General features: G+C 49.2%; 24 protein-coding genes. 7 read left to right on the top strand and 17 right to left on the bottom strand.

The genetic code is table 11. From position 1 onward, the window contains the following. The first annotated feature begins 131 nt into the window (after nt 1-131). The 3 genes from HMPREF9439_RS03330 to HMPREF9439_RS03320 all read left to right on the top strand — a co-directional run bounded on the left by HMPREF9439_RS03330 (nt 132) and on the right by HMPREF9439_RS03320 (nt 2,901). A complete protein-coding gene (locus tag HMPREF9439_RS03330) occupies nt 132-1,277 on the top strand; it encodes an alanine racemase (RefSeq protein ID WP_008863704.1) in 1,146 nt (381 codons plus the stop codon). Next, complete coding sequence (locus tag HMPREF9439_RS03325) at nt 1,274-1,636, top strand: RidA family protein (protein ID WP_008863703.1); 363 nt, start codon at nt 1,274-1,276, stop codon at nt 1,634-1,636. The genes HMPREF9439_RS03330 and HMPREF9439_RS03325 overlap by 4 nt, the downstream gene beginning before the upstream one ends. 113 nt (nt 1,637-1,749) lie before the next feature. Further along, nucleotides 1,750-2,901 (top strand): MFS transporter, encoded by a 1,152-nt coding sequence (locus HMPREF9439_RS03320; protein WP_008863702.1) that lies wholly within the window; start codon nt 1,750-1,752, stop codon nt 2,899-2,901. A 50-nt stretch (nt 2,902-2,951) separates the two neighbouring features. On the opposite strand, the gene HMPREF9439_RS03315 is transcribed toward HMPREF9439_RS03320, so the two are convergent. Further along, nucleotides 2,952-4,316: an OmpP1/FadL family transporter gene (locus HMPREF9439_RS03315; protein WP_008863701.1), complete on the bottom strand. Its 1,365-nt coding sequence runs from the start codon at nt 4,314-4,316 to the stop codon at nt 2,952-2,954. A 415-nt stretch (nt 4,317-4,731) separates the two neighbouring features. On the opposite strand from HMPREF9439_RS03315, the gene HMPREF9439_RS03310 reads away from it, so the two are divergent. After that, entirely contained in the window at nt 4,732-6,291 is a 1,560-nt protein-coding gene (locus tag HMPREF9439_RS03310) for a transposase (protein ID WP_008863700.1), read from the top strand. Nucleotides 6,292-6,344: 53 nt separating this feature from the next. On the opposite strand, the gene HMPREF9439_RS03305 is transcribed toward HMPREF9439_RS03310, so the two are convergent. From HMPREF9439_RS03305 to HMPREF9439_RS03285, 5 genes are all read right to left on the bottom strand, one after another. After that, entirely contained in the window at nt 6,345-7,322 is a 978-nt protein-coding gene (locus tag HMPREF9439_RS03305; RefSeq protein WP_008810708.1) for a helix-turn-helix transcriptional regulator, read from the bottom strand. Between the two features lie 68 nt (nt 7,323-7,390). Continuing rightward, the gene (gene ppk1, locus HMPREF9439_RS03300; RefSeq protein WP_008863699.1) at nt 7,391-9,712 is read right to left on the bottom strand and encodes a polyphosphate kinase 1; all 2,322 of its coding nucleotides are present in this window, start codon (nt 9,710-9,712) and stop codon (nt 7,391-7,393) included. Nucleotides 9,713-9,796: 84 nt separating this feature from the next. Beyond that, nucleotides 9,797-10,840, bottom strand: a complete 1,044-nt coding sequence (locus tag HMPREF9439_RS03295) for an FUSC family protein (RefSeq protein ID WP_008863698.1) — start codon at nt 10,838-10,840, stop codon at nt 9,797-9,799. 54 nt (nt 10,841-10,894) lie between these two features. Then, on the bottom strand, nt 10,895-11,152 hold the full coding sequence (moaD, locus tag HMPREF9439_RS03290) for a molybdopterin converting factor subunit 1 (protein ID WP_008810705.1): 258 nt from the start codon (nt 11,150-11,152) through the stop codon (nt 10,895-10,897). Between the two features lie 3 nt (nt 11,153-11,155). Then, nucleotides 11,156-11,905 (bottom strand): HesA/MoeB/ThiF family protein, encoded by a 750-nt coding sequence (locus tag HMPREF9439_RS03285; protein WP_008863697.1) that lies wholly within the window; start codon nt 11,903-11,905, stop codon nt 11,156-11,158. A gap of 135 nt (nt 11,906-12,040) precedes the next feature. On the opposite strand from HMPREF9439_RS03285, the gene HMPREF9439_RS03280 reads away from it, so the two are divergent. Together HMPREF9439_RS03280 and HMPREF9439_RS03275 are read left to right on the top strand one after the other, a co-directional pair. Beyond that, nucleotides 12,041-12,937 carry a DMT family transporter gene (locus HMPREF9439_RS03280; protein WP_008863696.1) on the top strand — a complete coding sequence of 299 codons (897 nt, stop codon included), beginning with the start codon at nt 12,041-12,043 and terminating at the stop codon, nt 12,935-12,937. A 70-nt stretch (nt 12,938-13,007) separates the two neighbouring features. Next, nucleotides 13,008-13,385: a DMT family protein gene (locus tag HMPREF9439_RS03275; protein WP_008863695.1), complete on the top strand. Its 378-nt coding sequence runs from the start codon at nt 13,008-13,010 to the stop codon at nt 13,383-13,385. On the opposite strand, the gene HMPREF9439_RS03270 is transcribed toward HMPREF9439_RS03275, so the two are convergent. Further along, nucleotides 13,382-14,365 (bottom strand): LysR family transcriptional regulator, encoded by a 984-nt coding sequence (locus tag HMPREF9439_RS03270; RefSeq protein WP_008810701.1) that lies wholly within the window; start codon nt 14,363-14,365, stop codon nt 13,382-13,384. The genes HMPREF9439_RS03275 and HMPREF9439_RS03270 overlap by 4 nt on opposite strands. An 83-nt stretch (nt 14,366-14,448) precedes the next feature. Here HMPREF9439_RS03270 and HMPREF9439_RS03265 point away from each other — a divergent pair, with 83 nt between their 5' ends. After that, complete coding sequence (locus HMPREF9439_RS03265; RefSeq protein ID WP_008863694.1) at nt 14,449-15,345, top strand: DMT family transporter; 897 nt, start codon at nt 14,449-14,451, stop codon at nt 15,343-15,345. A gap of 52 nt (nt 15,346-15,397) precedes the next feature. On the opposite strand, the gene HMPREF9439_RS03260 is transcribed toward HMPREF9439_RS03265, so the two are convergent. The 10 genes from HMPREF9439_RS03260 to pcnB all read right to left on the bottom strand — a co-directional run bounded on the left by HMPREF9439_RS03260 (nt 15,398) and on the right by pcnB (nt 23,794). Beyond that, the gene (locus HMPREF9439_RS03260; protein ID WP_008810699.1) at nt 15,398-16,171 is read right to left on the bottom strand and encodes an amino acid ABC transporter ATP-binding protein; all 774 of its coding nucleotides are present in this window, start codon (nt 16,169-16,171) and stop codon (nt 15,398-15,400) included. Beyond that, nucleotides 16,168-16,920: an amino acid ABC transporter permease gene (locus HMPREF9439_RS03255; RefSeq protein ID WP_008810698.1), complete on the bottom strand. Its 753-nt coding sequence runs from the start codon at nt 16,918-16,920 to the stop codon at nt 16,168-16,170. The genes HMPREF9439_RS03260 and HMPREF9439_RS03255 overlap by 4 nt, the downstream gene beginning before the upstream one ends. Before the next feature lie 89 nt (nt 16,921-17,009). Then, nucleotides 17,010-17,777, bottom strand: coding sequence for a basic amino acid ABC transporter substrate-binding protein (locus HMPREF9439_RS03250; RefSeq protein WP_008810697.1), 768 nt, complete (start codon nt 17,775-17,777; stop codon nt 17,010-17,012). A 189-nt stretch (nt 17,778-17,966) separates the two neighbouring features. Further along, the gene (locus HMPREF9439_RS03245) at nt 17,967-18,806 is read right to left on the bottom strand and encodes an AraC family transcriptional regulator (RefSeq protein WP_040603375.1); all 840 of its coding nucleotides are present in this window, start codon (nt 18,804-18,806) and stop codon (nt 17,967-17,969) included. Then, the gene (locus tag HMPREF9439_RS03240) at nt 18,799-19,224 is read right to left on the bottom strand and encodes an antibiotic biosynthesis monooxygenase family protein (protein ID WP_008810695.1); all 426 of its coding nucleotides are present in this window, start codon (nt 19,222-19,224) and stop codon (nt 18,799-18,801) included. Before HMPREF9439_RS03240 ends, HMPREF9439_RS03245 begins: the two co-directional genes overlap by 8 nt. A 9-nt stretch (nt 19,225-19,233) precedes the next feature. After that, entirely contained in the window at nt 19,234-19,917 is a 684-nt protein-coding gene (locus tag HMPREF9439_RS03235; RefSeq protein WP_008863692.1) for a flavodoxin family protein, read from the bottom strand. A 238-nt stretch (nt 19,918-20,155) separates the two neighbouring features. Beyond that, nucleotides 20,156-21,004 (bottom strand): pantoate--beta-alanine ligase, encoded by an 849-nt coding sequence (panC, locus tag HMPREF9439_RS03230; protein ID WP_008863691.1) that lies wholly within the window; start codon nt 21,002-21,004, stop codon nt 20,156-20,158. A 14-nt stretch (nt 21,005-21,018) separates the two neighbouring features. Further along, entirely contained in the window at nt 21,019-21,831 is an 813-nt protein-coding gene (gene panB / locus HMPREF9439_RS03225; protein ID WP_008810692.1) for a 3-methyl-2-oxobutanoate hydroxymethyltransferase, read from the bottom strand. Then, nucleotides 21,800-22,351 carry a 2-amino-4-hydroxy-6-hydroxymethyldihydropteridine diphosphokinase gene (gene folK, locus HMPREF9439_RS03220; protein WP_008863690.1) on the bottom strand — a complete coding sequence of 184 codons (552 nt, stop codon included), beginning with the start codon at nt 22,349-22,351 and terminating at the stop codon, nt 21,800-21,802. Before folK ends, panB begins: the two co-directional genes overlap by 32 nt. A 3-nt stretch (nt 22,352-22,354) precedes the next feature. Then, nucleotides 22,355-23,794, bottom strand: coding sequence for a polynucleotide adenylyltransferase PcnB (gene pcnB, locus HMPREF9439_RS03215; protein WP_008863689.1), 1,440 nt, complete (start codon nt 23,792-23,794; stop codon nt 22,355-22,357). Between the last annotated feature and the right edge of the window lie 19 nt (nt 23,795-23,813).

The following is a 23,813-nucleotide window of genomic DNA, read 5'->3' as shown; positions in this document are numbered from 1 at the left end:
GAAAGCCGGTAAATCAGTTCTAGTCTTTAATAAATTCCTTGTTTTCACTTAAGCGAAAACTGCTCCTTCCTCCAGCCTCTGAGGCTGTTCTAAAATGACTGCCATCAAATAAACAATCTCTGGGAGCAATCGTGAATCTCAAAACCGTTCAAACCCCGGCCCTTCTCCTTGACCTAGACAAGTTCACTCGGAACTGCAATTGGATGAAGGAAAAAGCAGAACGTCTGAATGTAGCGCTCCGTCCTCACCTCAAAACCGGTAAATGCATTGAGTTTGCAAGAACTCAAATGACTTCCCCATCGGGACCTGCAACCGTTTCAACTTTATTGGAAGCGGAGTATTTCTTTAATCTCGGCGTGATCGATCTCATTTATGCCGTCGGCATCTCGCCGGGAAAATTCGAACGCGCCGTGAACTTAAGAGAAGCAGGCTGCGACTTGAAAGTTATCCTTGACAATAAAGAGGCCGCAGAACAATTCAGCGCTTATTGCGAAGAAAGAAAGATCCCTTGCCCTGTCCTGATTGAAATCGACGTCGACGGACACAGATCCGGCGTTAAGCCCGACTCTGACGATCTGATCGAGATTGCAAAAATTCTTCAAGGCAAAGCTTATTTTGCAGGCGTTCTTACGCACGCAGGCGATTCCTATAAATGTGTAGGACAGGCCGCTTGCCTCAAGGCTCAGGAAAACGAAAGAGATTCTCTTGTCCATTGTGCCAATCGCCTCCGTAAAGCCGGATTTGAACCGAAGATTATCTCTGCAGGTTCCACACCCACAGCCGTCTTTGCTGAATCTTGGGAAGGCGTTACTGAAGTCCGTTGCGGCGTTTACTGCCTCTTTGACCTCGTGATGGCAGGACTGAAAGTTTGTACGATTGATCAAATCGCTTTGTCGCTGCTAGTTGAAGTTACAGGACATCAAAAAGAAAAAGGCTGGGTCATCACCGACGGCGGCTGGATGGCTCTTTCCCGCGACCGAGGCACCGCTGCCCAGGCTGTCGATCAGGGATACGGTTTGGTTTGCGACATCGACGGCAACCCGATTGATGATCTTATCGTCGCTTCCGCTAACCAAGAACACGGAATCATTACGCACCGTGACGGCCGCTTAGTTGATCCGAAAGATTTCCCGATCGGAACTCGTCTCAGAATTCTTCCGAATCATGCTTGCGCCATGGCGGCTCAGCATCCTCAGTACTTCGTTGTCCGCAAAGGCAAGATTGTAGATATTTGGAACCGCATCTACGGCTGGCAGCCGAAAGGAGTTTCATTATGAGAGAGGTCATTCTCTCCTCTTTGCCGCCTCCCAACGGCCATTATTCGCATGCCGTTATCTTTAACGGCGCCGCTTATGTTTCCGGCGTTCTCCCGATGCGCGTGAAACCGGGCGCCAGCGTCAAGGAACAATTTGACGCCGTATTCGACGTCATTGAAGCAATCCTTAAAGAATGCGAAAGTTCTTTAGATAAAGTTGTGAACTGCCGCATTTACATTGCCGATCTTAATGATTGGCCCGAAATCAATCGTCTTTACAGCGAGCGATTCAAATCTGCTCGACCGGCTCGAGTCGTTGTTCCTGTCAAAGAGCTGCATTTCGGCTACCGACTTGAAGTGGAATTAATGGCTGCTGTCTGATAATTTCACTAAAGCTTCGGCCTGCTCTGAATCTTCTTTCCCGATTTAGAGCAGGCCTTTTATTTTTTATCGTGAGTTTGCATAAAGTAAATCCCAATCATCAAGAAAATACTATGCAGCTTAATAAACATATCGCAGCGCTTTGCATCGGAACCTTTTGTCTCGGCGTCGCTGAACTCGGAATCGTACCGGTTTTAACGGCAATCGCTAATGATTTCCACGTCACGATCCCTCAAGCCGGCCTTTACATCTCTGCTTATGCAGCAGGCGTCTGCGCAGGTATCGTCGGTCTCTTAGCATTCGGGCGCAACGCCAATCTCAAAACCACACTTCTAATTGCAGCCTGTCTGATCTTTTGCGGAAATTTAGGTGCTTCTCTTGCTCAGAACGACATCATGATGCTGGCGGCTCGCTTTGTGTCGGGCTCTCCTCATGGAATTTTCTTTGCTTTAAGTGCTGTCGTATGTGAACGCCTGGCCGATCCGGGCAAAGCCTCCCGTGACGTTACTTTAATGGTCTTAGGTCAAACCTCTGCCAACTTAGTCGGCGTCCCGCTCGGTTCTTTAATCGGTTTTGCTTTGAGCTGGAGATTGATATTCGGGTTTATTGCTGTCTTAGCATTACTTTTAATCTTAGCTTTAACTCGCTGGCTTCCCTCAATGCCTGTTGTTAAGAAGCCCCTCAGCAACGAGCTTTCAACGCTCAAAAGCTGGCATCCCTGGTTCATTCTTTCCGGAGTTGCTATCGGAAGCGCGGGCTTCTATGCCTACTACTCCTACGTTGACCCGATCATGGCAACGGTTGCTCACATGCCGGCTGCGTCCATGACCTTGATCATGTTCTTAGCAGGAGCTGCCATGTTTATCGGAAACATCGTTTCGGCTCCGCTGACAAAATATTATTCAGATGTTGCATTGGTCTGCGTCGGCCAAACGCTGATTGCCATCGCCGTCTTAGGCGCTCTCTTCTACTCCGACGTTGCTTGGATTGCACTAACTTCCATGGCGCTTGCCGCTTTCGGCTATTTCTTCATTGCCGGCCCAATGCAAGCACTGATTATTGCCGGAGCGGGAGACGCTAAGGTAATTCTTGCGGCCTTAGGGCAGATCGCCTACAACGGCGCTAATGCGATCGGTGCTTTCCTTGGCGGCGAAGCAATCAGGCATTACGGATTTGCAAATTTCAGCGCCCTTCCAGGAAGCGTTCTGAGCTTTATTTCCGCCATTGTCTTTATCAGCTTATTGCTTCGATATCCACGCCACTAAGCAAAAAATCCGGCTGTCGCCAGATTTTTTGTCGAGGAAAACAGTTGAAATTAGAAGCGATAGGTGACGGCAGCGCCGGCCATCCATGCATTCATCTTTTCAAACTTGCCAACCTTCACGTTGCTTTCAGCGCTTGCGTAAAGGTCTCTGTGTCCGATCCCGCGAATATGACCATAAGCCATATCAATCTGCCATTTAGGAGTAGGTTTCCAAGACAAGCCGCAAGTCAGCCACAAGCGTTTGGTGTCAGGAATCAAAGCCGTTCTGAGTTGTTGATGCTTAATCGGGTCCGTCTCCAGTGCAATACCGCCGCGAATCGTCCACTGATCAGTAATATCTAAGTCAGCGCCAAGAGAGAACAACCAGGCCGCCTTCCAATTGTTTTCGATGTTGACATTTCCTAATTTATGTTGGATTACTCCCATCGCGTAAGGCACCATCGGCTTTAACTTATCAGGGAGGCCTTGAACTAGGCCTGCAGACTCAGAAGATGGTTGGAGATTATTCAAGTTATCCATGCTGAAGCGCATGTTTTCAAATTTTTTCCAGTTTGCCCAGCGAGCTAAACCGGAGAGTCTCAACCTCTGAATTGGTTTCCAAGTGGCAGAAATATAAACGGTTTCTGGTGTCTGAAGACGACCTTTACCATCCCCCTCACCATTCATTAATGCATTGCCACGAATGTAGTAATCGCCGCGTGCAGTCACATGGGCAGAGGAACGGTAGGACACTCCGAAACGCAAATCTTCTGTCGGGCTCACCATCAATCCAAGGTTGTATGTAAACATCCAATCAGAGCCCTTGTACTCAAACTCTCCGCCCAATGGGACACCTACATTCCCAAGCTGATACCCCTTCGTGATTCCGCTCTTGATCTTGGAATGCGTCCAAAGAGCAGAAACACCACCGCCAATGCTTACGTACTCGTTTACTTTCCAAGCGATGCTCGGATTGATGTCAACTGTTGTCACAGAACCGCTGATTCCGCGTTCTCTTTGAGCCCAATCGTTGTTGTAACGAATGCGCATTCCATAAGGAGAAGTAATCGCTAAACCCAACCATAAAGAGTCGTTCACCTGATAGGAAAGATATGCGGCAGGAATACTGGCCGGCTTATCACGACCGTTTTCTGTTGCACCGTTCAACCCTTTGTAATCAATATCCAAGGAAACATACGTGCCTGCCACAGTCGTCTGAAGACCATGCAAAAGGGTCATGCCGGCAGGGTTGAAGTGAATCGCAGAAACGTCATCACCGATGATACCGGCGCCGGCGTGAGCACGACCCATACCTGCCACGCTTTGTTCGGTCAGCTGGAAGCCGGCGGCAGAAGCGGTTGATGCGCACATGATGGCAGAAGAACAAAGGGCTGCTGCAATAGTCAGCTTCCCAAAGACTGAGTTCTTAGTTGTCATAACGATATTTAATAAAACTAAATAAAAGCAAAAAGGAGAATGGCGTCATTTTGAAGAGGAACCATACATAAAAACGAGTGATTTTTTAGGTGGTTTCCCTAGGAAATCAATCTCTTCGAAAGGAAACTTTCTGTTTTAAGAACTCTTCCGCTTGATTTTGAGACCTCCCTGTAATCTCAGAAAATCAAGCCCAGAATAAGAAATAACGCAGTTTTTTGATTAATTTTTAAACTCTTTTTACCTAAATAAAGGTACAATTCCTCCCGAAGACACGTCGCCGTCTATCTCTACGAAAGTTTTTATTAACGTTTCGATTTCCCGTTCGTCTTTCCTTTTTATTTAATCGAAAGCCGTTTTCCTAATGCTTATGGATAGAAAACTTCCCAATGACGGCAATACTTAAGAAACGCTGTTTATGGAACAAAAAAGAACACGTCGAACTTTTGATCCTTCATTTAAACATCATGCAGCTCTGCGAGTTGTAGAAGGCAAAGAAAAGGCGGCTGCCGTAGCTGCTGACTTAGGCATCAATATTGTTAGCCTATACAATTGGGTAAAAGATTACGAAAAGACAAAAGCAACGGCGATCGCAAACGCTCAGTCCCAGGCTACACAAGCAGCTGAGACGGCTCCGACAACACAAACCCCTGTAGAAACTTCCTCTCCTATTGAATCTCCGGCCGCTGAAGCCCCTAGAAGACCGAAACTCCAATTAAAGAAACGTCCGCCTGAAACCGCAGAAGCTGCTGCTCCGTCACCTGTCACTCCTGCACTGGCCTCTCCGACACCAGCACCGGCGCCGACTTTCAATAACGAGCCGCGAGTCTTTAGTCCGACGCCCGAACCTGCCGTTCAGGAAACCCGTCCGGCTCCGGAAGTCAAAGATCCCGCGTTTGAAACGCCCGTTTCTCATTCCGAATTTTCTTCAAACAACAGCCGACGCGAAAACTTCCAGCAACGCGACAAAGGAAACCGCAGAAACTCTCTCTTCCAAAGAACGATGCGCGGCCGAAATGCAAGTAAGAATGAAAAGGCCCTGCACGACTCGTTTATTCAGAGCGCCGTAGACAACGCGGTTGTTTCTGCTCAGGCCCAAAAAGCGCAGGAAAACAGACCTCAGCCACCCAAACACAACCCGAATATTTATCAGGTTCCCGTCTACGACACGGAAACTGAACTTCGGATGGATACGGCCTCTGAAGGCCAAGAACATGAAGAACCCAAATGGCCGATTCCATCCGCTTCTCAAGGTCGTTCTTGGAAAGTAATGCATGCTTTGGATCAGCGTCCGAATTACAAGGAAGAAAGCGCTAAGTTCGGCTATGTTGATGAGTTCGATCTGCCTGCAGAAAACCTTCCTGAAGTTTGGGCAATCCTCGATCTGATGCAGAAAAATGCAGACAAGCATGCTTTCGAGGAAATGGTTCATTCCAAAGATTTGAATGTTCCGCCCGAAGTTCTCGCCGATCCGCGCACCATGGTTGTTTCCGGACCGAATGTCCCGAACAAGCCCTGGCTTCGCAAACCCCGTTTAAATCCGATCGCCGAGGATTTCTTCCAAACAACTCCGGATTATTCCAAGAGCGTTTACGAAACCTACGGCGGCATCACGCTTCGCCTCGCTAAGAACAGCACCGGTTCTCCGATTCTCCTCGTTGAGCCCTCTCCGAACGGCGGCAAAGACGTCACAATCGACTTCTCCAAATTTGACCGCTTCGTAGACGACTTCTACGGCAACTTTGTGCGCGACTGCAAGACCGTCATGATGAAACAGAACCCTAAGGAATATCCGAGCTTAAATGCGTTCATCCGCATTCCTGACGAACCCATGTGGAATCCGAAGCTTTGGGCAGGCGTTCGTACTTTCAATTGGAGAGACGGAGAATCTCTCTCTGAAGCCTGGATCCGTTACGCATACGATCAAAGAAGAAACAGCCGTCATCAGAAATATTTCTATCGCACGGACCGCGAATAATTCTTCTTGAATCTTCAACAAAAATCCCGCTGCTGCAGCGGGATTTTTGTTGTCTATTGGATCGGCGTTTTCTTTACCGAAATAATGCCGGCCTTCTCTCGCCAGGCTTCGATCCATCCGGTGAGCAAAACTGTATCGGCAACTTCTACTGTTAATTTAAACGTGCCGTCTCTTCTCTCTTCCAGCTTCTGCATCCGATTAAACGGTGTCTCTCTGAGAATCAAAGCGGTTTGACGGTTTTTAAATACCATCTCCAGCAATACCTTTTGTGCATTGCCGTAATTGAACGGACTTCTGTCGACGTACTGTTGCAAGTCGAAACCCTTCGGCTCTTCTGCAATGAAGGTGGTCAGCTCAACCTTTTTAATACGGTGCAGAGCAAGGTTTCTAATCTGCGTCGTGTCTTCATAACAGCAGACTAAATACAGCCGGACATCTTGCTGCACGAGGCCCAGCGGAGATACACGCAGCTGAACCTCTTCTTCGTTCTCGCTTTTGAAATAAACAATATCGAGTTTGACCTGCTTAAATAAGCCCTCAGAAACTTTATTAAATATCAAGGGACGAATCATCGGCGGACAAAGCGGCAGACTTCCGCTCACGAAGCGAACCTTGCTGAGCCAACGTTTTTCGGGTGACGATCCCGAAGCCGTATGCATATAGTTCTCCGCCGCATCAAAAAGATAGGACAGCGAATTTGTGAGGTCCGGCGGCATCTGATAGCGCAAGTGCTCTCGAGCAAGCAAAAGCAGGAGCGCGCCGTCAGCACCAAGCCCTACGCGATCCAAGTCATTGGAATTTAATAGACGCCGATAGCCGAAAGGTTTGGACTTATCGTCGCACTGTACGCCCATATCGCTTTCAGACAGAGCCTTCAAGTAGCGCTGAAGTGTTCTGCGGCTCAATTCGTAACCTGCCGCCGTGAGCTGCTGGTGCAGATCCGTCGTGGAAATTTTTCGGTTCAGAGGGATTCTCTTCAGAACCTCTAGGAGCATCTTTGCTTCCTGAAGCGATGAAGTGTCTCGAGTCATGTCTCTCTACTCCAAAAAAGCTCCCGAGTATCGAACCGCGGGAGCTTTGTGGTTAACGCATCAGAAGATTATTTCTTCATGAGATTTAATTTCTTCGCAATCTCTTCCTGGCTGTCGTACACCGTCTCATCCTTCTTAGGCTGCAACTTGGTGTAAGAACCGTCGGAGTTCATAACCCAGGCGTGAATGTTGTCCTTCAGCTGAGGAATCACGATCTGATTCATGACGTTATTGCGCAGATTTTCCTGCAGGAGCGGCGTCAGCACTTCGATACGACCGTTCAGGTTACGCGTCATCAAGTCGGCACTGCCGAAGTACATCTCTTCATCCCCGTTATTGTGGAAATAGTAGATGCGGGCATGCTCCAAGAGACGTCCGACAATCGAGCGAACCGTGATCGTATCGGAAACGCCGGGCAAACCGGGACGCAGACTGCAGATACCGCGAACGATACATTCGATCTTCACACCGGCGCGGCTGGCTTCATAAAGAACCTTGACCATTTCATAGTCAACCAGCTGGTTGCACTTGATGATGATATGGCCGTTGCCGTGCTTCTTGTGCTGTTCGATTTCGCGGCGGATCAGCTTGGTAATGCCGGGGCGCAAGGTGTGCGGAGAAACCAGCAGCTTGCGATAGTGGTTGACTACGCCGTAGCCGGTCATCACATTAAACAGATCCTGGACGTCATCGTTGATATCCTTATTGGCCGTGAAGAGCCCCAAGTCGGTATAGATCTTGGCCGAAGCAGCGTTGTAGTTACCGGAACCGATGTGCGTGTAGCGCTCAAGTTTGCCTTTTTCTCGGCGAACAACGAAGCAGAGCTTGGCATGAATTTTGAGGCCGGCAAAACCGTACACAACGTTCACACCGTTGCGTTCCATTTCTTCAGCCCAGTTAATGTTCTGCTCTTCGTCGAACCGAGCCTTCAGCTCAACGACGGCGGTCACCTGTTTGCCGCGGCGACGAGCTTCAAGAAGAGCCTTAGCAACAGGAGAATCGCTGCCGCAGCGGTAAAGCGTCTGCTTAATAGCGACAACGTTCGGATCCAAAGCTGCCTGCTTCAAGAATTCCAACACGCAGTTAAACGAGTCATACGGGTGGTAGACAAGGATGTCGCGCTTGCGGATCTCGTCAAAGCAATTGCGGCCCTGTTCGAAAGCCTTCGGTGTCTTCGGATGATCGGACGGATACTTCAGAGACGGGCGGTCAATCTTCATCATGCGGCCGAATTCGGAGAAGGCCAGAGGAACACGACAGCGGTAGAACTGGTTCGGATGAAGATCTAAGTGTTCATACAGGAAGTCCTGTAGACGCTGCGGCATGCCCTTTTCAATCTCGACACGGACGATTGAACCGAAACGACGCTGTTCGACATAGTCACGAACGGCAGAGAGCAGATCGTCAGCTTCGTCTTCTTCGATCTCACCGTCCGTATTACGAGTAATACGGAAAAGACCCTGAGACTTAACCTTATATCCCGGGAAGAGCGTATTCAAACGGTTGCCGATCAAATCTTCAGTCAGAACAATCACACCTTCAGTGGTGGCGTAGGACAGATCCGGTGTAACGGTGTTGTCTTTATTGGAAACGAACAGGAAACGAGGAACGTTATTCGGGCACTTCAAACGAGCAAAACGGTTCTTAACCGAAATACCGCTTTCAATTGCTTCGAGCTCCATCACGAAATTCAGGCTGGTGTTGGAGATCATCGGGAACGGACGACCTTTGTCCACCGCCTGAGGCGTCAGAACCGGGAAAATATCTTCGTCGAAATAGCGGTTCATTTCCTTCTTCTGTGCTGCGTTCAGCGCAGAGTACTTAGAGAAACGAATGCCTTTATTCTCGAGCTCGGGTTTGAGCGTATCAATCCAGAGGTTTTCAGCTTCTTCGAGAATCTCGGTAACTTTACGACGGATTTCGGAAAGCTGACGAGCGGGCGGCATCTTATCCGGACCGGTCGGTTCGGCTCCGCTTCTGGCCTGTCTCTGAACGTTCATCACGCGAACCATGAAGAATTCGTCGAGATTGTTGTAGAAGATGGACAAGAAGAGAACACGGTTGAGCAGCGGGATCTCGGGATCCATTGCTGTTTCAAGGACTTTACGGTCGAACTCAATCCAACTGATGTCGCGGTTAATGTACAGAGAAGGATCGTCTAAAGAAACCTCCTTCAGAGAAGTCTCTTTTGCTGCAGCGGCAGGGGCAGCCGCTTTAACTGCGGTGCGGCGTACAGCCGGTCTGCGGATCGTCGGAGCCTTAACGGTGCGAGGTTTTGCCGGTGCTTTAGCAGCGGGTTTTGCTTCTGCCGGAGCAGCCGCCTTGGTCGGTTCTGCTGCAGCAGGTTTTGCGGTTGATGTTGCGTTCGTTGTCTTGTTGTCGTCAGCCATGGAATCGTTCCTGATTATGTGATTTTCTGTGAAGAACTTTTAATTTCCTCAAACGGTTAATTTTGGTTTGGAGGTCAATTTTTGTCAATTCTCGTTTCTTGGGATACGGGGCTCAACACCGGCTTTTTTCAGCCTCTTTTCCCACAGATAAAGTACGCCAAGACCGAGTGCGACCCACCCTGCCGCCATCAGCGTGTCCCAAATCCTCCAAATAAGGATGGAATAGTCTCCTCCGTATGCACGCATCAGCCAGTCCAATACAAAAAGGATGTAGCAAGTGATAAAGAAAGTCATGCAGGTGTAGTTCCCGCCGACAAATACCGGAATACCCGCGGAAGACGCCACGATCAGCGCACCGAGCACAAACTTATCGTCAATATACGGAAAGATAAGGATGACTAAGAAGTAAGCGAGCAGTGTTCCGAGAATTCTTTGGACCACTCGTTTATAGCCCGCAGCCACGTTGGAATTTAATAAATAAAGCGCCGTGATTCCGACCCATCCAGGTTCGGAAAAATCAAATAGGAATGAACAGCCCAAAGCACATATCAAGGTAGCAGTGGAAATGAGCGCATACGCATAAGAGTTGCGGTTGCCGCCTTCCACGAGCTTGAGCTGTGCCATCGGGCGGAGCGAGAGCTTCTCGTAGCGCCAAACGAAGTGATCGAGCACGATTGCCGCCATCGCAAGGCTGAAACCGATGAAGTAGCCGACGAAGGCCATCAAGTCCGGTGTGAAATCGAATATCGAAATCAGAAGAAAAACCAGAACATATTTTCCCCATAGCCACCAGAATTTCTCGGCAAAGGTCATCAGGCTTTGACCGAAACACACCAGTCCGATGACGAGCCATTTGCCGTACTCCATACTCTTGAGCACGACACCGAGAAGTGCAGCGCACATAACGCCGATGAAGGTAATGGCAACACCGCCGAGACGCGAAATCAAGTCGCTTTCGGTATCACTCAGCAGAGCCATAAAAGCCCCCAAGGCGGCAAAACCGCCTAATTGGGGGCTATGGAAAAGACCAGACAACAGGAGCGCTGCCGAAATCGTGATCACAAACCTGAATGCTGCGGTCAACCGCGATTTCGTTCCGATCTCTTGACGGAGCCCGGCGCCTGTCATTAAAAATCTCCGCAAAAAGGCCGTTTACAACGGACCCTTCTGCTTTCTAAAGTATTAACCTCCGGTAACCGGCGGGAAGAAGGCCACTTCGTCGCCGTCCTTCAAGACTGTCGATTCTTTGGCCATTTCTTGGTTCACGGCAAAGCGCAGACGAGGCATTTCTTCAAAAGCAGCCTTAAGCGCTGCGTCGTTCTCAGACAGATAGTTAATCAGATCTTCCACGGTTTTTACATCTTCAGGCACTTCAACCGTATCTTCGCCTTTCAGCAGACGTTCTTTCAAAGAAGCAAAATAAAGAACTTTAACTTTCATTGTTTATCTTCCCTGTGAGCAGCACGGACATTCATCATCGCGTCTGTATTTCATTTGACACCATGTCATCGTGCGGGCATCCACCATTAACAGACGACCTGTTAAAGGCTCGCCGAACTTCCCGATAATTTTAAGAGCCTCGGCGGCCTGCATACACCCAAGCATGCCCACTAGGGGTGCAAAAACGCCTTTGGTGGAAGCCTTCTCGTCTTTGCCTTCATGGTTCGGAAAAAGACAGGCATAACAAGCCGACTCAGGATCTCTAAAGTCGAAGACCGTGATTTGACCGTCGAAAGCCACGACTCCGGCCGTAACGAGCGGTTTTTTGAAACGTCGGCAAACGTCATTGAAGATGTAGCGAGACTCGGTATTGTCGGTACAGTCCAAAGCGACATCGCATTCGGAAACAAGCTTCTCCAATTCTTCGAGAGTCGGTCTGTGATCTACCGGAACGATTTCAACCTCGGGGTTTATGGCTTCCAGAGAGACTTTTGCGCTTTCGGCTTTATTCATACCTAAGCGCTCCACATTGTGAATGACCTGGCGCTGCAGATTGGTTAAATCCACCGTATCGGAATCCACAATCGTGATTTTTTTTACACCTGAGGAAGCCAGATACAGAGAGGCTGGTGACCCTAGTCCGCCGGCGCCGATGATTAGCACACGGCCTTGCGAGATTCTTTTTTGGCCTTCGACTCCGACCTCTTTCAAGAGTTCGTGACGAGAGTATCGGTTTTCTTGCACGATGCTCATCCTTTCAAAACAAAAATTCGTTCTCAAGATTCTAAGTATCCGAGAGCAAATTTAGTTAGTCCCTGTGCTCAAATTTATTCGTCCACGATAGATCAGAAGTTTTCAGGAACTATAACCACAACATCGGAGGCGAACATGAATATTCGAACACTCGGCGTCATTTGCGGCGTTTTGTCCGGTTTCTTTTGGGGAACTATGGACATCGCTGCTCAATACCTATTGCACACGGTCCGCATGGCGCCCGCGCAATTCATTTCTTTAACGATGGTCGTTACGACGGTTGCGCTTTTCGGTATTTCTCTTGCCACAAGACCGAAAGAAACCTTTCTTGCAGCAGCTGACAAACAAAACGTCTTTCAGTTCTTCCTATTTGGCGTTTTGGTCCTTCTCACGCAGGTCAGCTTCTATGTTTGTGTGAAGTACTCCAACGCAGAAACGGCAGCAGTTATCGCCGCTACGCGGCCTTTCTGTATCATGGGGCTCCTGCTGTTTGCGGCCGTGATGCCGACTGCTTCGCAGATCTTTTGCTGTGCTTTAGCGCTTATCGGCGTTTGTCTGATGATGACCAAAGGAAACTTCTCGACGCTGTCCTTCGGATGGCTGACGCTTTTGGTCGGCTTCGGCGCGCCGCTCTTTAGTGCCGCCTACACGATCCAGAGCCGCACTATTGTTCGGAAGGTCGGACCGCTCATCGCCATGACTTGGGCCATGCTGTTCACCACGATTCTCTGCAACCTCTACTATCCGTTTTGGAAAGTCAGCCTTGAATGGAGCTTTCTGACTATCTTGAGCGTGCTATGGGTTGCGATCATGGGCCATATCGTTGCTTACACGCTTTACATCGTGAGCGCCTCCAAGATTCTTCCGACCATCACCGGTGTGCTTGAAACCGTTGAACCGTTAACGGCCATCGTGCTCTCATACTTTTTCTTCTCGCAAAAGATGAATGGTTTCATGCTCGCAGGTGCGGCGATGGTCCTTATCGCTGTCGTTCTTCTCGGCTTCAGCAGGCCTAAAGACAAAGCCAATTGAGGACTCAGGCAAACCCATGCTCCGATTTCTATAATCTGCAAACGCTTTAATTGATTTTTCTTTTTGCCAAATGCAGACACTAAGCCAGTTCTTTTCTCAGATTCCGGTTCTGTACAAAACAGCTGCCTTGCTTCTTCTCTCAAACTGTTTCATGACTTTTGCGTGGTACGCACATCTTAAAAATCTCGGAAATTCTCCGCTGTGGGTTGCGATTATTTCCAGCTGGCTTATCGCTTTCTTCGAATACTGCATCATGGTTCCGGCTAACCGCATCGGCTTCTCCGGCCTTTCCTTAGGCCAGCTCAAAATCCTTCAGGAAGTCATCTCATTGAGCATTTTTGTTCCGTTTGCCTTCCTGTACATGAAGCAGCCTCTGAAACTGGACTATCTGTGGGCTTCTTTGTGCATGCTCGGCGCCGCCTACTTCATGTTCCGCGACAAGCTTTAATCCACTGCCGGCAACACAACCGATTCCAACGGGATACTGAAATACCGATACCAAAACATCCAGCTGTCGACCGTGTGCTTCTTGAAATTCTCAACAATGAGATCCGCCATTTCAGAAACTAACGGCGAATGATCCGAATCTCTTCTACAGACGCATATCTCCCAAGGACGGCGGTGCCAGCCGGGAAGCACCGGAACAATATCGCCTCGCATCAGCTCATCAGCGACAAAAGAAGGTACCAAATCTACCGATATGCCTTCTCCTGCAATCAAGTGAGTGCGGCAGGAATAAGCGTCCTCAAAATGCACTTTTTCATCGGATTCAATCTCAAAGACAGCGTCTCGATTTTCTAAGCGCCGACTAAAAGAGCGATTGGAAGAGTTTCTCAACAGAAGGGTATGGTTTCGAAGTTCTTGGACGCTCTGAGGAGTTCCATTCCGGCGAAGGTAGCTGCGAGACGCCATGAGAAACGTAACGTTGTGTCCCGCTGGGATCCATGCGATGCCTTCTTTTGTAGGCCGATATCCGAAGTAAGCCACATCCGCCGCGCCGTTTAATAAACCATCCTCCCCGGCATCAATCAGCACTTCAACCCGCAGCCCCGAATGCTTGCGTTCGAAATTTGAAAACGCATTCAAGTAAGCACTGCGATCGATATTCGCCGGCAAGCTCACTTTCAAAATCCGCTTCGGCTTAATCGTGTCTTGGTGCTTGATGGACTCGGCGGTTTTCAGCAGACGCTGATATTGGCGCGCTATGCGGTCGGCTTCGGAAAACAGTTCCAGCGATTTCGTGACGATCTGCGCCGGTTTTCTTTTTCGATCGAGGATCTCGACTCCCAATTCTTTCTCTAACGAAGAGACCAAACGAGATGCCGCAGGAAGGTCCATATCTAAACGTTCTGCGGCTTGAGCCAGGCTTTTCGTTCTGCCTAATTCCGAGAGGAGGTTCCAGGTTTCGATTTTGAGGGAAGGTCGCATCGGTGTAACTTGTGAAATTCACAACTTAATCGGTACGCTCGCCATTATCCGCTTATTCTCAAGTCTTGAACGAGGACTTGGTTATGCAGAAGAAAACCGAAGGAATTTGTTTTGCGATCAGTGCAGGCATTTGCTGGGGTTCAATGAGTGTCGCAGCACAAGTGCTGATGGAAGATTCCGGCTTTGCCGTCGGCGATTTAGTCGCAGGGCGCCTTCTGGGTGCCGGGGCGCTCCTGCTGATGTTCGAACACTTCTTTATGCGCCGCTCGCTTCTGAAGTATTTCTCCCAACCCGGCGTAGCAAAAGACATCCTTCTTTATGGCGTGCTCGTACTGCTCACGCAGCTGACGTTTTTCCTGGCGATTCAGTGCAGCAATGCAGGCACCGCCGCCATCCTCGCGGCCACTATTCCGGTATTTACGACGATCTGGGACATTTTTGTAAAGCATCGCGCACCTCAGATTCGTGAAATGGCGTGCACGGCGCTGGCAATCATAGCGGTTGTATTGATTACCACCAAAGGAGATTTTGACTCCGTTTCACTCTCTCTAACGGGCGTCCTTTGGGGTCTTGCTTCCTCGGTTGCCGGCGCCGCCAGCAACATCCAGCCGAATGCCGTTCTTAAGAAAATCCCCGTTACCATTGTGGTCGGCGGCGGCATGACGGTCGGCGGCATTGTGATGAGTATCTTCTTTCCGCCGTGGGCAATTGAAGAAGCCAATTGGACGACGCTGTCGGCGCTTTTCTACGCCTATATCGTTGTTGTCGGAACTTTGGTTTCTTTCCTGCTCTATGTATCGAGCCTCAAGATGATCTTAGCGACCTCGGCCAGCCTCTTGAGCTGCTTTGAGCCGATCACGGCTGTTGTCCTCTCCGTCGCTCTGCTCGGTGCTCCGCTCACTCCCGCTGAAGGTGTCGGAGGCGTGCTGGTGTTTGCAGCGGTTTGGCTTCTCGCTTCACGTAAGGAAGCTCAGGCGTAAAAATAGCTCGGAATCATTTCGAGAGCGAGCTATTTGGAAAATTACGGATGAACTATTTCTGTTCTTCTGAGGCCGGAAGAACGCGCTTCAAGAAAGTACGAGTTCTTTCTTCCTTCGGATGCAGAAGAACATCTTCCGGCTTGCCTTGTTCGACGATCACGCCGCCGTCCATAAAGATCACGCGATCGGCCACTTCACGGGCAAAGCCCATTTCGTGCGTAACCACAACCATCGTCATACCGGATTTCGCCAGATCGGTCATCACCTTCAGCACTTCGCCCACGAGTTCCGGGTCAAGCGCAGATGTCGGTTCGTCAAACAGCAGAGCCTTCGGCCCCATTGCCAAGCCTCGAGCAATCGCAACACGCTGCTGCTGACCGCCGGAAAGGCTTGCGGGATAAGCGTTGGCTTTTTCAGCCAAACCGACGCGCTTGAGCATTTCCATGGCCTTCTTCTCGGCCTCGGCTTTGTTGACGCCGGAGACGAGTTTCGGTGCCAAGGCAACGTTCTCAAGAACGGTCTTGTGCGGCCAGAGATTAAAGCGCTGGAACACCATTCCGAGATGTTCACGAACTTTATTGATATCGGTCTTCGGAGAAGTGATGTCAACATCATTTACATAAATCTTGCCGCTGGTGGTTTCTTCCAATGCATTGATGCAGCGAAGCATTGTGGACTTGCCGGAGCCGGACGGTCCTAACACCACGACTTTTTCTCCGGGCATCACTTCGAGGTCAATACCGCGAAGGACTTGGTTATCTCCGAAATACTTGTGCAGATTTTCGATACGGATAACCGGTTTCTGTTCGGTCTTGTTGTCGCTCATCTGTTGTCGTCTCCTTTACCCAAGCGTTGTTCCATCTTCTTCACGAGGTAAGCCAGACCCAAAGTCATGACCCAGTACATCAAAGAAATCGTGATGTACGGTTCCCAGTAGCGGGCTGTTGCACCGGCAACGGTACGTGCGGCGTAAGCCAGTTCAGCCAAACCGATGGCAGAAACCAGAGAAGAGTCTTTCAAAATGGCAATCGCGTTGTTGCCCAACGGCGGAAGCATACGGCGGAAAGCCTGCGGCAGGATGATGTGGAACATGGCCTGCCAGTAAGTCATACCGACGGAGCGGGCAGCTTCCATCTGCCCTTTATCCAAAGACTGGATACCGGCACGGAAAACCTCGGAAAGGTAAGCACCGGCATTCAATGTAATGGCTACGATGCCGGCGAGCATCGCACCGTATGTGGAACGAATCTCACGGGCAAGGTCACCGGAAATTAAAAGGCCTTCGGTCGGATGAATAAAGAACGGAAGGATCGCGAACTGCATCAGCAGAATCTGAACGAAAAGAGGCGTTCCACGGAAGAAGCTCACGTAAACCGTCACCGGCCAGCGAACACAATATTTAAGAATCTGCTTCCAAGGGGAATGTCTTGCATCAGCCAGTCGGGCCATGCCTAAAGCCATACCCAAAATCACACCCAAGGTGACACAGATCACCGTAATTTGGATGGTCATCTTGGCGCCTTCTAAGAAGAGAGGCCAATATTCTGTAATTACTTCGTACCGAAATCCGCCCACGTTCGCTCCTTGGTATTAAAAAATTCCCGAGATTTTATTTAAAAATTACCCGACCATGTAGATCGGGCAATTTCATTGGTTAGTTCCTGTTACTGAGGAAGTTTCGGTGCATCAGTACCGAACCATTTGCGATAAATCTTGTTGTATTCACCGCTGGCGATCACTTTTTCGAGACCGGCGTTGATCTTATCGATCAGCTTCTGGTTACCTTTCTTAACAGCAATGCCGAAGTACTGTTCTTCGAAAGCAGGGTCACGAGTCATGTTGAAGTGCTTGTCGGGGTTGTTGCGGGCATAGAAAGCCAAAACACCGATATCACCGATTGCGGCGACCACACCGCCCTGATTTAGTTCTTCGAGAGCAAGCGGAGTGTTGTCAAAACGACGAATTCTTGTAGAAGCTTTGCCGAATGCCTTAGAGGCAGCAACGTCACCGGCAGAACCGCTCACAACAGCCACACTGCCTTTAGAGAGATCGGAAAGCTTGTTGATCTTGACGGACTTGTCGGTCAGGATCAGCTGATGAGCCAGGAAGTAGGGTTTGGAGAAATCAACAACCTGCTTGCGTTTGTCGGTAATCGTGATACCGGACATGATGATGTCGCGGTCGCCTTTATCGACAGTGGCGAAGATGCCTTCCCACGGTGTGTTGATGAACTTAACGTCAAAACCTTCAGCCTTGGCGATAGCACGCATCAAATCAACGTCGAAGCCGACGAGCTCTTTCTGCGGTGTTTCATATTCGAAAGGACGATAAGTCGCGCCTGTTCCAACGACATACTCTTCAGCATTAATTCCGGCGGAAGCAGTCAATGCGATTGCAGCGCACGCTGTCCAAAGCAGCTTTTTCATCAACATTTAATAGACTCCAATAGAAGAATTCGTCACCGCGTACACGTCGCGGCCATTCTGATCATCATGCCACAGTCGAACCCACATTGGGCGGCTTTTAAGCAGGAATCCTGTGAACCCCTAGGTAAATCCATTAGTTAACAATCAATTTCGTCTGTGAATTGTGAAATCAGGTTGTCTTCGGCTTTTGAAAGTTTAATTGCAGCCTGTGTTCGAAGCTCGATATTCCGAAGGCGTCATTTCGTGACGTTTTTTAAATGCAGTTGAGAAGTGCGCGGGCGTTTTAAAGCCAACAGAATATGAAATTTGCTTTATGGAGAGTTTATTTTCTTTCAATAAGTTTTCGGCCAGATCTAGACGTCTGGTCATTAGCCATTTAGCGGGAGACAACTCTGTGATTTTTAAAAAATCCCGCTTAAAAGTTGCTAGACTTCGGCCCGAGTAAGAGGCAAACTCACTTAAAGAAAGATTTTCTGTAAAGTGATCCTCCATGAACTCCTTTAAATCTACATTCCAATCTCGATAAAAATCAAAAAGCGTCGGGAAAAAGCGAATATTGGTCTGAAGCAAATCAAGAATTAATTCCTCTACCTTTAATTCTGTCATCTTCTGGCCAGGGTCTTGGCCTTCTTCAACGAACAGAATGATGGAAGACAATAATCCTTGCAGGCACAGTGTCCTGTTCAATCTCATGAAGCAATTGGACAACCCGGTAAAATCTTGCGAGAACTCATTATTCTTCAAATGTCTCTGAAAATAGTCTTCTAGTATGTTTTGAGGAAGACGGATATTGAGGCCTTCGTAATTTTTCCCAGCAAAAGAAGCTTTAACAAGCCTAACACTGCAGTCCTTCTTTAAAAAAACACAAGACCCAGCCGGAATTTCCTCTGTCCTTCCCTTATCTGAAATCAAAAGTTTTCCCTGCCGAACAAATACCACACAGTGATCGGTAACCCGATGCTCCATGTGCCACTGGCTCGGCACTGAGCAGGAGAAAATTAAGTTAGAAAAATTAGAAGTAATGTAATTACTCATGAGCAGAGAGCTTCTTAAATATCAAAGGCATTGCCTGTTCATCAAGGGGTGTCATATCCACTAAATCTAATTTTTTGACCATGGATAATGTAGAGGTTTTGTATTTTAAAAAATGGGGCGTTTGCAGATGAGCCTTATATGCCTCCTCATTCTTATAAATTTCCACAATTCGGATTTGTTCCGGGTTTCGCTTCTCTACCATCGGAAAAATCGCGATCACACCCGGCTCTTTCGACACGGACTCTGCTCCGACGGTTCTTGCCTGCTTGAGGTATTCCTCTAGCTGGGACCGATCTACTTGAATTTCAGCAATTCGCACAATCATCTGTTCCTCCTTAGGAAGGTCCTTAGCAATTGCAGCCGAACCCGCGAGAATGGTGAACAAAACAAATACAAAACGCAACAACCAATTACTCATATGCTCTCCTTAGCTTAGATTAAAACCAAATTGATAGGCCAGCTTCGGATATTCCGTTTTCTGGATATCAGTTTTTGTCGGATATCCCCTTGCTTCAATTCTGCCGATATCCTTCCATCCGAGATATCTGCTTAAGGAGTCAAAGTGGGCATTAATAGAATCAAAACTCCATTCAAACTTACCGCCGCAAACTGCAATAAGCCCCATCTTTTTGGGCATCTTCATGAAGTCAGTCCTCCGTGAGGTAAATCGCTCCAAAAGTGCTTTCAAAGACGAATGAATCGCGTAGTAATAGATCGGAGTTACAAAAATTACGACGTCAGCCTGCTCTATAAGGTGCAATATTGCAGGAACATCATCACGGATAAGACATTGGCCTGAGTTTTTGAGACAGAAAAAACAGCCTCGGCAAGCATTAATATCCTCAAAAGACGTATTAACATGACGGACTTCATGGCCTGCTTCCTTAGCACCCTTTACGAAATTAGTCGCCAGCAAATTAGTAGTCCCGTCTTTATGAGGACTTCCGGAAAGAACGAGAATTCTCAACTTTCCCGGGGAAATTACTTTAGAAAATTCTTGCGGCAAAGATTCTCTTTGGAAGAGAGGCGGTGTACTCGCGGCCGCGATCGAAACCCCGTTTACCGCCAGCGTGCTGCCGAGCGTACTCAACAACATTTTTCTCCTATTCATAGATCTCTCCTTCTTAGATCTAGAGATGATTTTTCTGCCAAAAAGTCTAAGGTGAGGATCTCGATGGAGAGATTATTTGAAGATTCGAAGGCTTTTCTCTACGGCTCAAAAGCTTTCTTAAGGGAGCCGGAACAATTATGCTGAAGCGCTCTCAGCTTTGATTTCGCTCAGCCTCTCAAAGGAAGGCTGAGCGAATTTACTCCCAATCAGAGTTTTGAAGGGAGCCGTGTCCCGGACGTTAAAAAACTTCGACGTTATCGATCAAACGTGTGGTGCCGATTTTTGCTGCCGCTAAAACAACTAACGGCGTTTTATTGATCAAGTCGTCTTTGGTGGGCGCAAGAAGGTCGCTTCTCCGAACAACAGCAACATAGTCAGGGATCCAGCCATGGCCGTCGAGCATCTTCATTGCTCTTTCTTCCAACACTTCCGGATCAGCCGTTTCTGCTTCAAGCGCGTCTTTGACGCCTTTAACCGTCTTGTAAAGCAGTGTGGCGTCTTGCAGTTCTTGTGCGCTCAAGTAACGGTTGCGGGAAGACAGAGCAAGACCCGTTTCTTGATTGCGCTGCAGTTCTGCAGGAATAATGCGAATCGGCATGCCGAACTGACGAACCATCTCTTTGATGATCGTCAGCTGCTGATAGTCTTTTTTACCGAAAACGGCAACATCGGGACGCACGATGCAGAAGAGCTTCATGACGACCGTGCAGACGCCTTCAAAAAATCCCGGACGATAGAACCCTTCAAGAATGTCGGCGAGTTTAGGGTCTGGCTTAACTCGGAAAGTCTGGGGCTGCGGATACATGTCTTTTTCGCTCGGCGCGAAGACATAATCAACGACACCCTGTTCTTCGAGCTTTTTGCAGTCCTCTTCCAGCGTTCTGGGGTACTGATCAAAGTCCTCATTGGGTCCGAACTGCAGACGATTAACAAAAATCGACGCTACCACCGTGTCGCCGTACTTGCCGGCTTCCTGCATCAGGTGCAGATGACCTTCATGAAGATTGCCCATGGTCGGAACCAGAGCGATGTTCTTCTTCCCCTTGAGCTCTTCCTGAAGAGCTTCGATTGTATGAACAACTTTCATTTTTTCTCAAAAAATCAGAAGGAGTGCTCGGGCGCCGGAAATTTGCGGTTTTTAACAGCTTTCACGTAATTGGCCACGGCTTCTTTAATGCTTGCGGCTCCTTCCATAAAGTTTTTAGTAAATCTCGGTTTACGGCCGGGAAAGATTCCCAGCAGATCCTGTAATACTAAAACCTGACCGGAGCAATTTAGCCCTCCGCCGATACCAATTGTCGGAATGCTTAAAGCTTCTGTCACACGTTTGGCAACATCTGCGGGCACCATTTCCAGCACGATCATGGATGCACCGGCCTCCTGCAGAGCCAAGGTGTCGGCTAAAAGTTTCTCTTCTCCGGACTTAGTCTTGCCCTGAACAAAGTAGCCGCCGATAGCATTCACAGACTGAGGCGTAAATCCGACGTGTCCGCAAACGGGAATGCCCATGGCCGTTAAGCGGCGAGCCAAAGGACAAACCTCGACACCGCCTTCGAATTTAACCATATGGGCGCCGGCCTGCATAAGTTTGACGGCATTGGCTACCGCCTCGTCTTCATTGACGAGGTAGCTGCCGAAATTCATATCTGCTAAAACCAGTCCGTATTTATTGCCGCGGGCCACGCAGGCGGTGTGATAAACCATATCATCAATGGTCACGGGAAGCGTTGTCTCATGGCCCTGCATCACCATACCGAGAGAGTCTCCGATGAGTTTGATGTCTACACCGGCTTCATCTTCGACGGAAGAGAAAGTTGCGTCATAGCAGGTAAGCATCACAATCGGCTCCCCTGCTTCGTACATTTTCTTGATGGTGCTGAGTCTAACAGGCTTGCGTTCCGTTTTCTGATCCATTGCATTCTCCTAAATTGCCGAACCACTCCTCGGCAGATTTAAATCGGTTAATTCGCTGGTCAGCTGTTGCAGCCAAGAAGACATGAACCTGACCTTTTCCAGCAATATTAAACTGCGGCGCTATCTCTGCAAGAGGAACTAACACGAAGGCCCGCTCCGTCATGCGCGGATGAGGAAGGAGAACAAATGGATCGTCGGAGCGCTGCTCTCCGACGGTAAGAAGGTCTAAATCAATCGTCCGGGGCGCATTGTGGACGCCTGCCGGACGTACACGTCCCAGGTCGGATTCAATTGCTAGCAGTTGTGCCAGCAATGCGCGGGGAGATAATTCCGTCTTTATCTCAAGGACTGCATTGGTGTAATCGGGACCGCTCGAATCAATAGGCTCCGTTTTATAAAGAGAAGAGACTTGAACAAAGCGAACGCCCGGAATATCGGCAATTCGAAGCACTGCCTCCTTCAGAGTGGATTCGGGCTCGCCGAGATTTGCGCCGAGCCCGATAAATGCCTGCTGCAGCATGACCTACTTATCCGCCTTTTCTTTGTCAGAAGCAGCCTTCTGCGCCTTAGGAAACTTGCTTCTGTCGAAACGTTTCTTGCGTCTTCTGCGGCGTTTTTTCTTTTCTTTTTCCTCTCCGTCGGCTTCATCTTCATCCGACTTACCTTCAGCTGCTCTTTCCTGGCGCAGACGTTCGCGCTCTTTGCGGTCCTGCTGCTCGGCTTCTTTGCTCATTTCCAGACGTTCTTCGTCGGTTGCGCCTTCGTAGGCCGTCCACCAGTCTGCAAGCTCATGAGAGGCGTCGCCGCTGGAAGCGCGAAGCAAAAGGAAGTCGTAAGCAGCACGGAAACGCGGGTGCTGGAGAAGCTTCATCGCGGCGCGGCGGCTTCTGACTAAAAATCTCGGCTGAAGTTTCCAGATAATGGCCATGTCGCTGACGTAGCGCGACTGCAAGCCGTCCCAGCGATAGCTGTCGGCCACTTTCTTGGCGGCCTCTTCATAAATCTGTCCGGGCGTTTTACCGGTGGATTTGGCAACCTCTTCCTTCATTTCATGCCACAGGAGCACGGCGAAGAGGAAGCTCGTCGAAATCGATTTACCTAAAGCGACACGAGCGTCACAGCGTTCCAACCCCTTGCGAACAAAAGGTAGACCGAAGGTGCGCTTCAAAACATCAAAGAGCGGAATCGGAATGTTGATGTCATAGCGATTCATGAGTTCCATACAGGCAACGGCAGAACCGCTCAGCACCATCTTGGAGAATTCATCCGCCAGACGGGCGCTCGGAACGGAAAGCAGCAGCGTCTGCATGTAGTGCATCGGAGCGGCGGTTTTCTCGTCGATCGTAAAACCGAGTTTGGCAGCAATTCGTATCGCACGAAGGATGCGAACCGGATCTTCGCGGTAGCGAGTGGCCGGATCGCCGATCATGCGGATTTTTCTCTCGCGGATATCGTCTAATCCGTGGTGATAATCGTAAAGGTCGCCGCTGATCGGGTCGAAATACATCGCATTGACGGTAAAGTCTCTGCGGGCGGCATCTTCATACTGCTCGCCGAAAACGTTGTCGTTGGTAATGACGCCGTCCTCGTCTTTTGTCACGCCTTGCTTAGCAAAGCCGCGGAAAGTCGCCACTTCAATCGTCTCGGCGCCCTTGTTGACATGAACAAGGCGGAATCGTCTTCCGATAATGATGGCGCGCCTTGTGACTTTTTTGACTTCTTCCGGGGTCGCATCGGTGGCGACATCAAAGTCTTTCGGTTTGGCTCCGATCAGCAAATCTCGTACGGCGCCGCCGACAATAAAAGCTTTATATCCGGCGTCCTGAAGCTTTTGGCAGACGGATATTGCAAAAGGGCTCACGGCCAAGAGGTCAATTCCGTTTTCTTCTCTCGGAACAATATGAGCTTTCTTCCGAATTTTTGTCGGCACATTCGCTTTGAAGCCCTCTTCTTCTTTAACCAACTCTCGTACTCCGTACGGA

This window comes from Parasutterella excrementihominis YIT 11859 (assembly GCF_000205025.1).
In the GTDB taxonomy this organism is placed as follows: Bacteria; Pseudomonadota; Gammaproteobacteria; order Burkholderiales; family Burkholderiaceae_F; genus Parasutterella; species Parasutterella excrementihominis.
The sequence above is the reverse complement of the archived record's forward strand: the minus strand, read 5'-3'. Positions and strand labels throughout refer to the sequence as shown.

What these genes read in the sequence shown, in the direction of transcription:
- HMPREF9439_RS03270 (WP_008810701.1), bottom strand. Translation starts at nt 14,365, where the DNA reads ATGCGACCTTCCCTCAAAATCGAAACCTGGAACCTCCTCTCGGAATTA.
- HMPREF9439_RS03245 (WP_040603375.1), bottom strand. Translation starts at nt 18,806, where the DNA reads ATGAGTAATTACATTACTTCTAATTTTTCTAACTTAATTTTCTCCTGC.
- HMPREF9439_RS03265 (WP_008863694.1), top strand. Translation starts at nt 14,449, where the DNA reads ATGCAGAAGAAAACCGAAGGAATTTGTTTTGCGATCAGTGCAGGCATT.
- HMPREF9439_RS03260 (WP_008810699.1), bottom strand. Translation starts at nt 16,171, where the DNA reads ATGAGCGACAACAAGACCGAACAGAAACCGGTTATCCGTATCGAAAAT.
- HMPREF9439_RS03310 (WP_008863700.1), top strand. Translation starts at nt 4,732, where the DNA reads ATGGAACAAAAAAGAACACGTCGAACTTTTGATCCTTCATTTAAACAT.
- panB (WP_008810692.1), bottom strand. Translation starts at nt 21,831, where the DNA reads ATGGATCAGAAAACGGAACGCAAGCCTGTTAGACTCAGCACCATCAAG.
- HMPREF9439_RS03235 (WP_008863692.1), bottom strand. Translation starts at nt 19,917, where the DNA reads ATGAATAGGAGAAAAATGTTGTTGAGTACGCTCGGCAGCACGCTGGCG.
- HMPREF9439_RS03325 (WP_008863703.1), top strand. Translation starts at nt 1,274, where the DNA reads ATGAGAGAGGTCATTCTCTCCTCTTTGCCGCCTCCCAACGGCCATTAT.
- HMPREF9439_RS03275 (WP_008863695.1), top strand. Translation starts at nt 13,008, where the DNA reads ATGCAGACACTAAGCCAGTTCTTTTCTCAGATTCCGGTTCTGTACAAA.
- ppk1 (WP_008863699.1), bottom strand. Translation starts at nt 9,712, where the DNA reads ATGGCTGACGACAACAAGACAACGAACGCAACATCAACCGCAAAACCT.
- HMPREF9439_RS03250 (WP_008810697.1), bottom strand. Translation starts at nt 17,777, where the DNA reads ATGTTGATGAAAAAGCTGCTTTGGACAGCGTGCGCTGCAATCGCATTG.
- HMPREF9439_RS03305 (WP_008810708.1), bottom strand. Translation starts at nt 7,322, where the DNA reads ATGACTCGAGACACTTCATCGCTTCAGGAAGCAAAGATGCTCCTAGAG.
- HMPREF9439_RS03240 (WP_008810695.1), bottom strand. Translation starts at nt 19,224, where the DNA reads ATGAGTAATTGGTTGTTGCGTTTTGTATTTGTTTTGTTCACCATTCTC.
- HMPREF9439_RS03320 (WP_008863702.1), top strand. Translation starts at nt 1,750, where the DNA reads ATGCAGCTTAATAAACATATCGCAGCGCTTTGCATCGGAACCTTTTGT.
- HMPREF9439_RS03315 (WP_008863701.1), bottom strand. Translation starts at nt 4,316, where the DNA reads ATGACAACTAAGAACTCAGTCTTTGGGAAGCTGACTATTGCAGCAGCC.
- HMPREF9439_RS03280 (WP_008863696.1), top strand. Translation starts at nt 12,041, where the DNA reads ATGAATATTCGAACACTCGGCGTCATTTGCGGCGTTTTGTCCGGTTTC.
- folK (WP_008863690.1), bottom strand. Translation starts at nt 22,351, where the DNA reads ATGCTGCAGCAGGCATTTATCGGGCTCGGCGCAAATCTCGGCGAGCCC.
- panC (WP_008863691.1), bottom strand. Translation starts at nt 21,004, where the DNA reads ATGAAAGTTGTTCATACAATCGAAGCTCTTCAGGAAGAGCTCAAGGGG.
- HMPREF9439_RS03295 (WP_008863698.1), bottom strand. Translation starts at nt 10,840, where the DNA reads ATGACAGGCGCCGGGCTCCGTCAAGAGATCGGAACGAAATCGCGGTTG.
- HMPREF9439_RS03285 (WP_008863697.1), bottom strand. Translation starts at nt 11,905, where the DNA reads ATGAGCATCGTGCAAGAAAACCGATACTCTCGTCACGAACTCTTGAAA.
- moaD (WP_008810705.1), bottom strand. Translation starts at nt 11,152, where the DNA reads ATGAAAGTTAAAGTTCTTTATTTTGCTTCTTTGAAAGAACGTCTGCTG.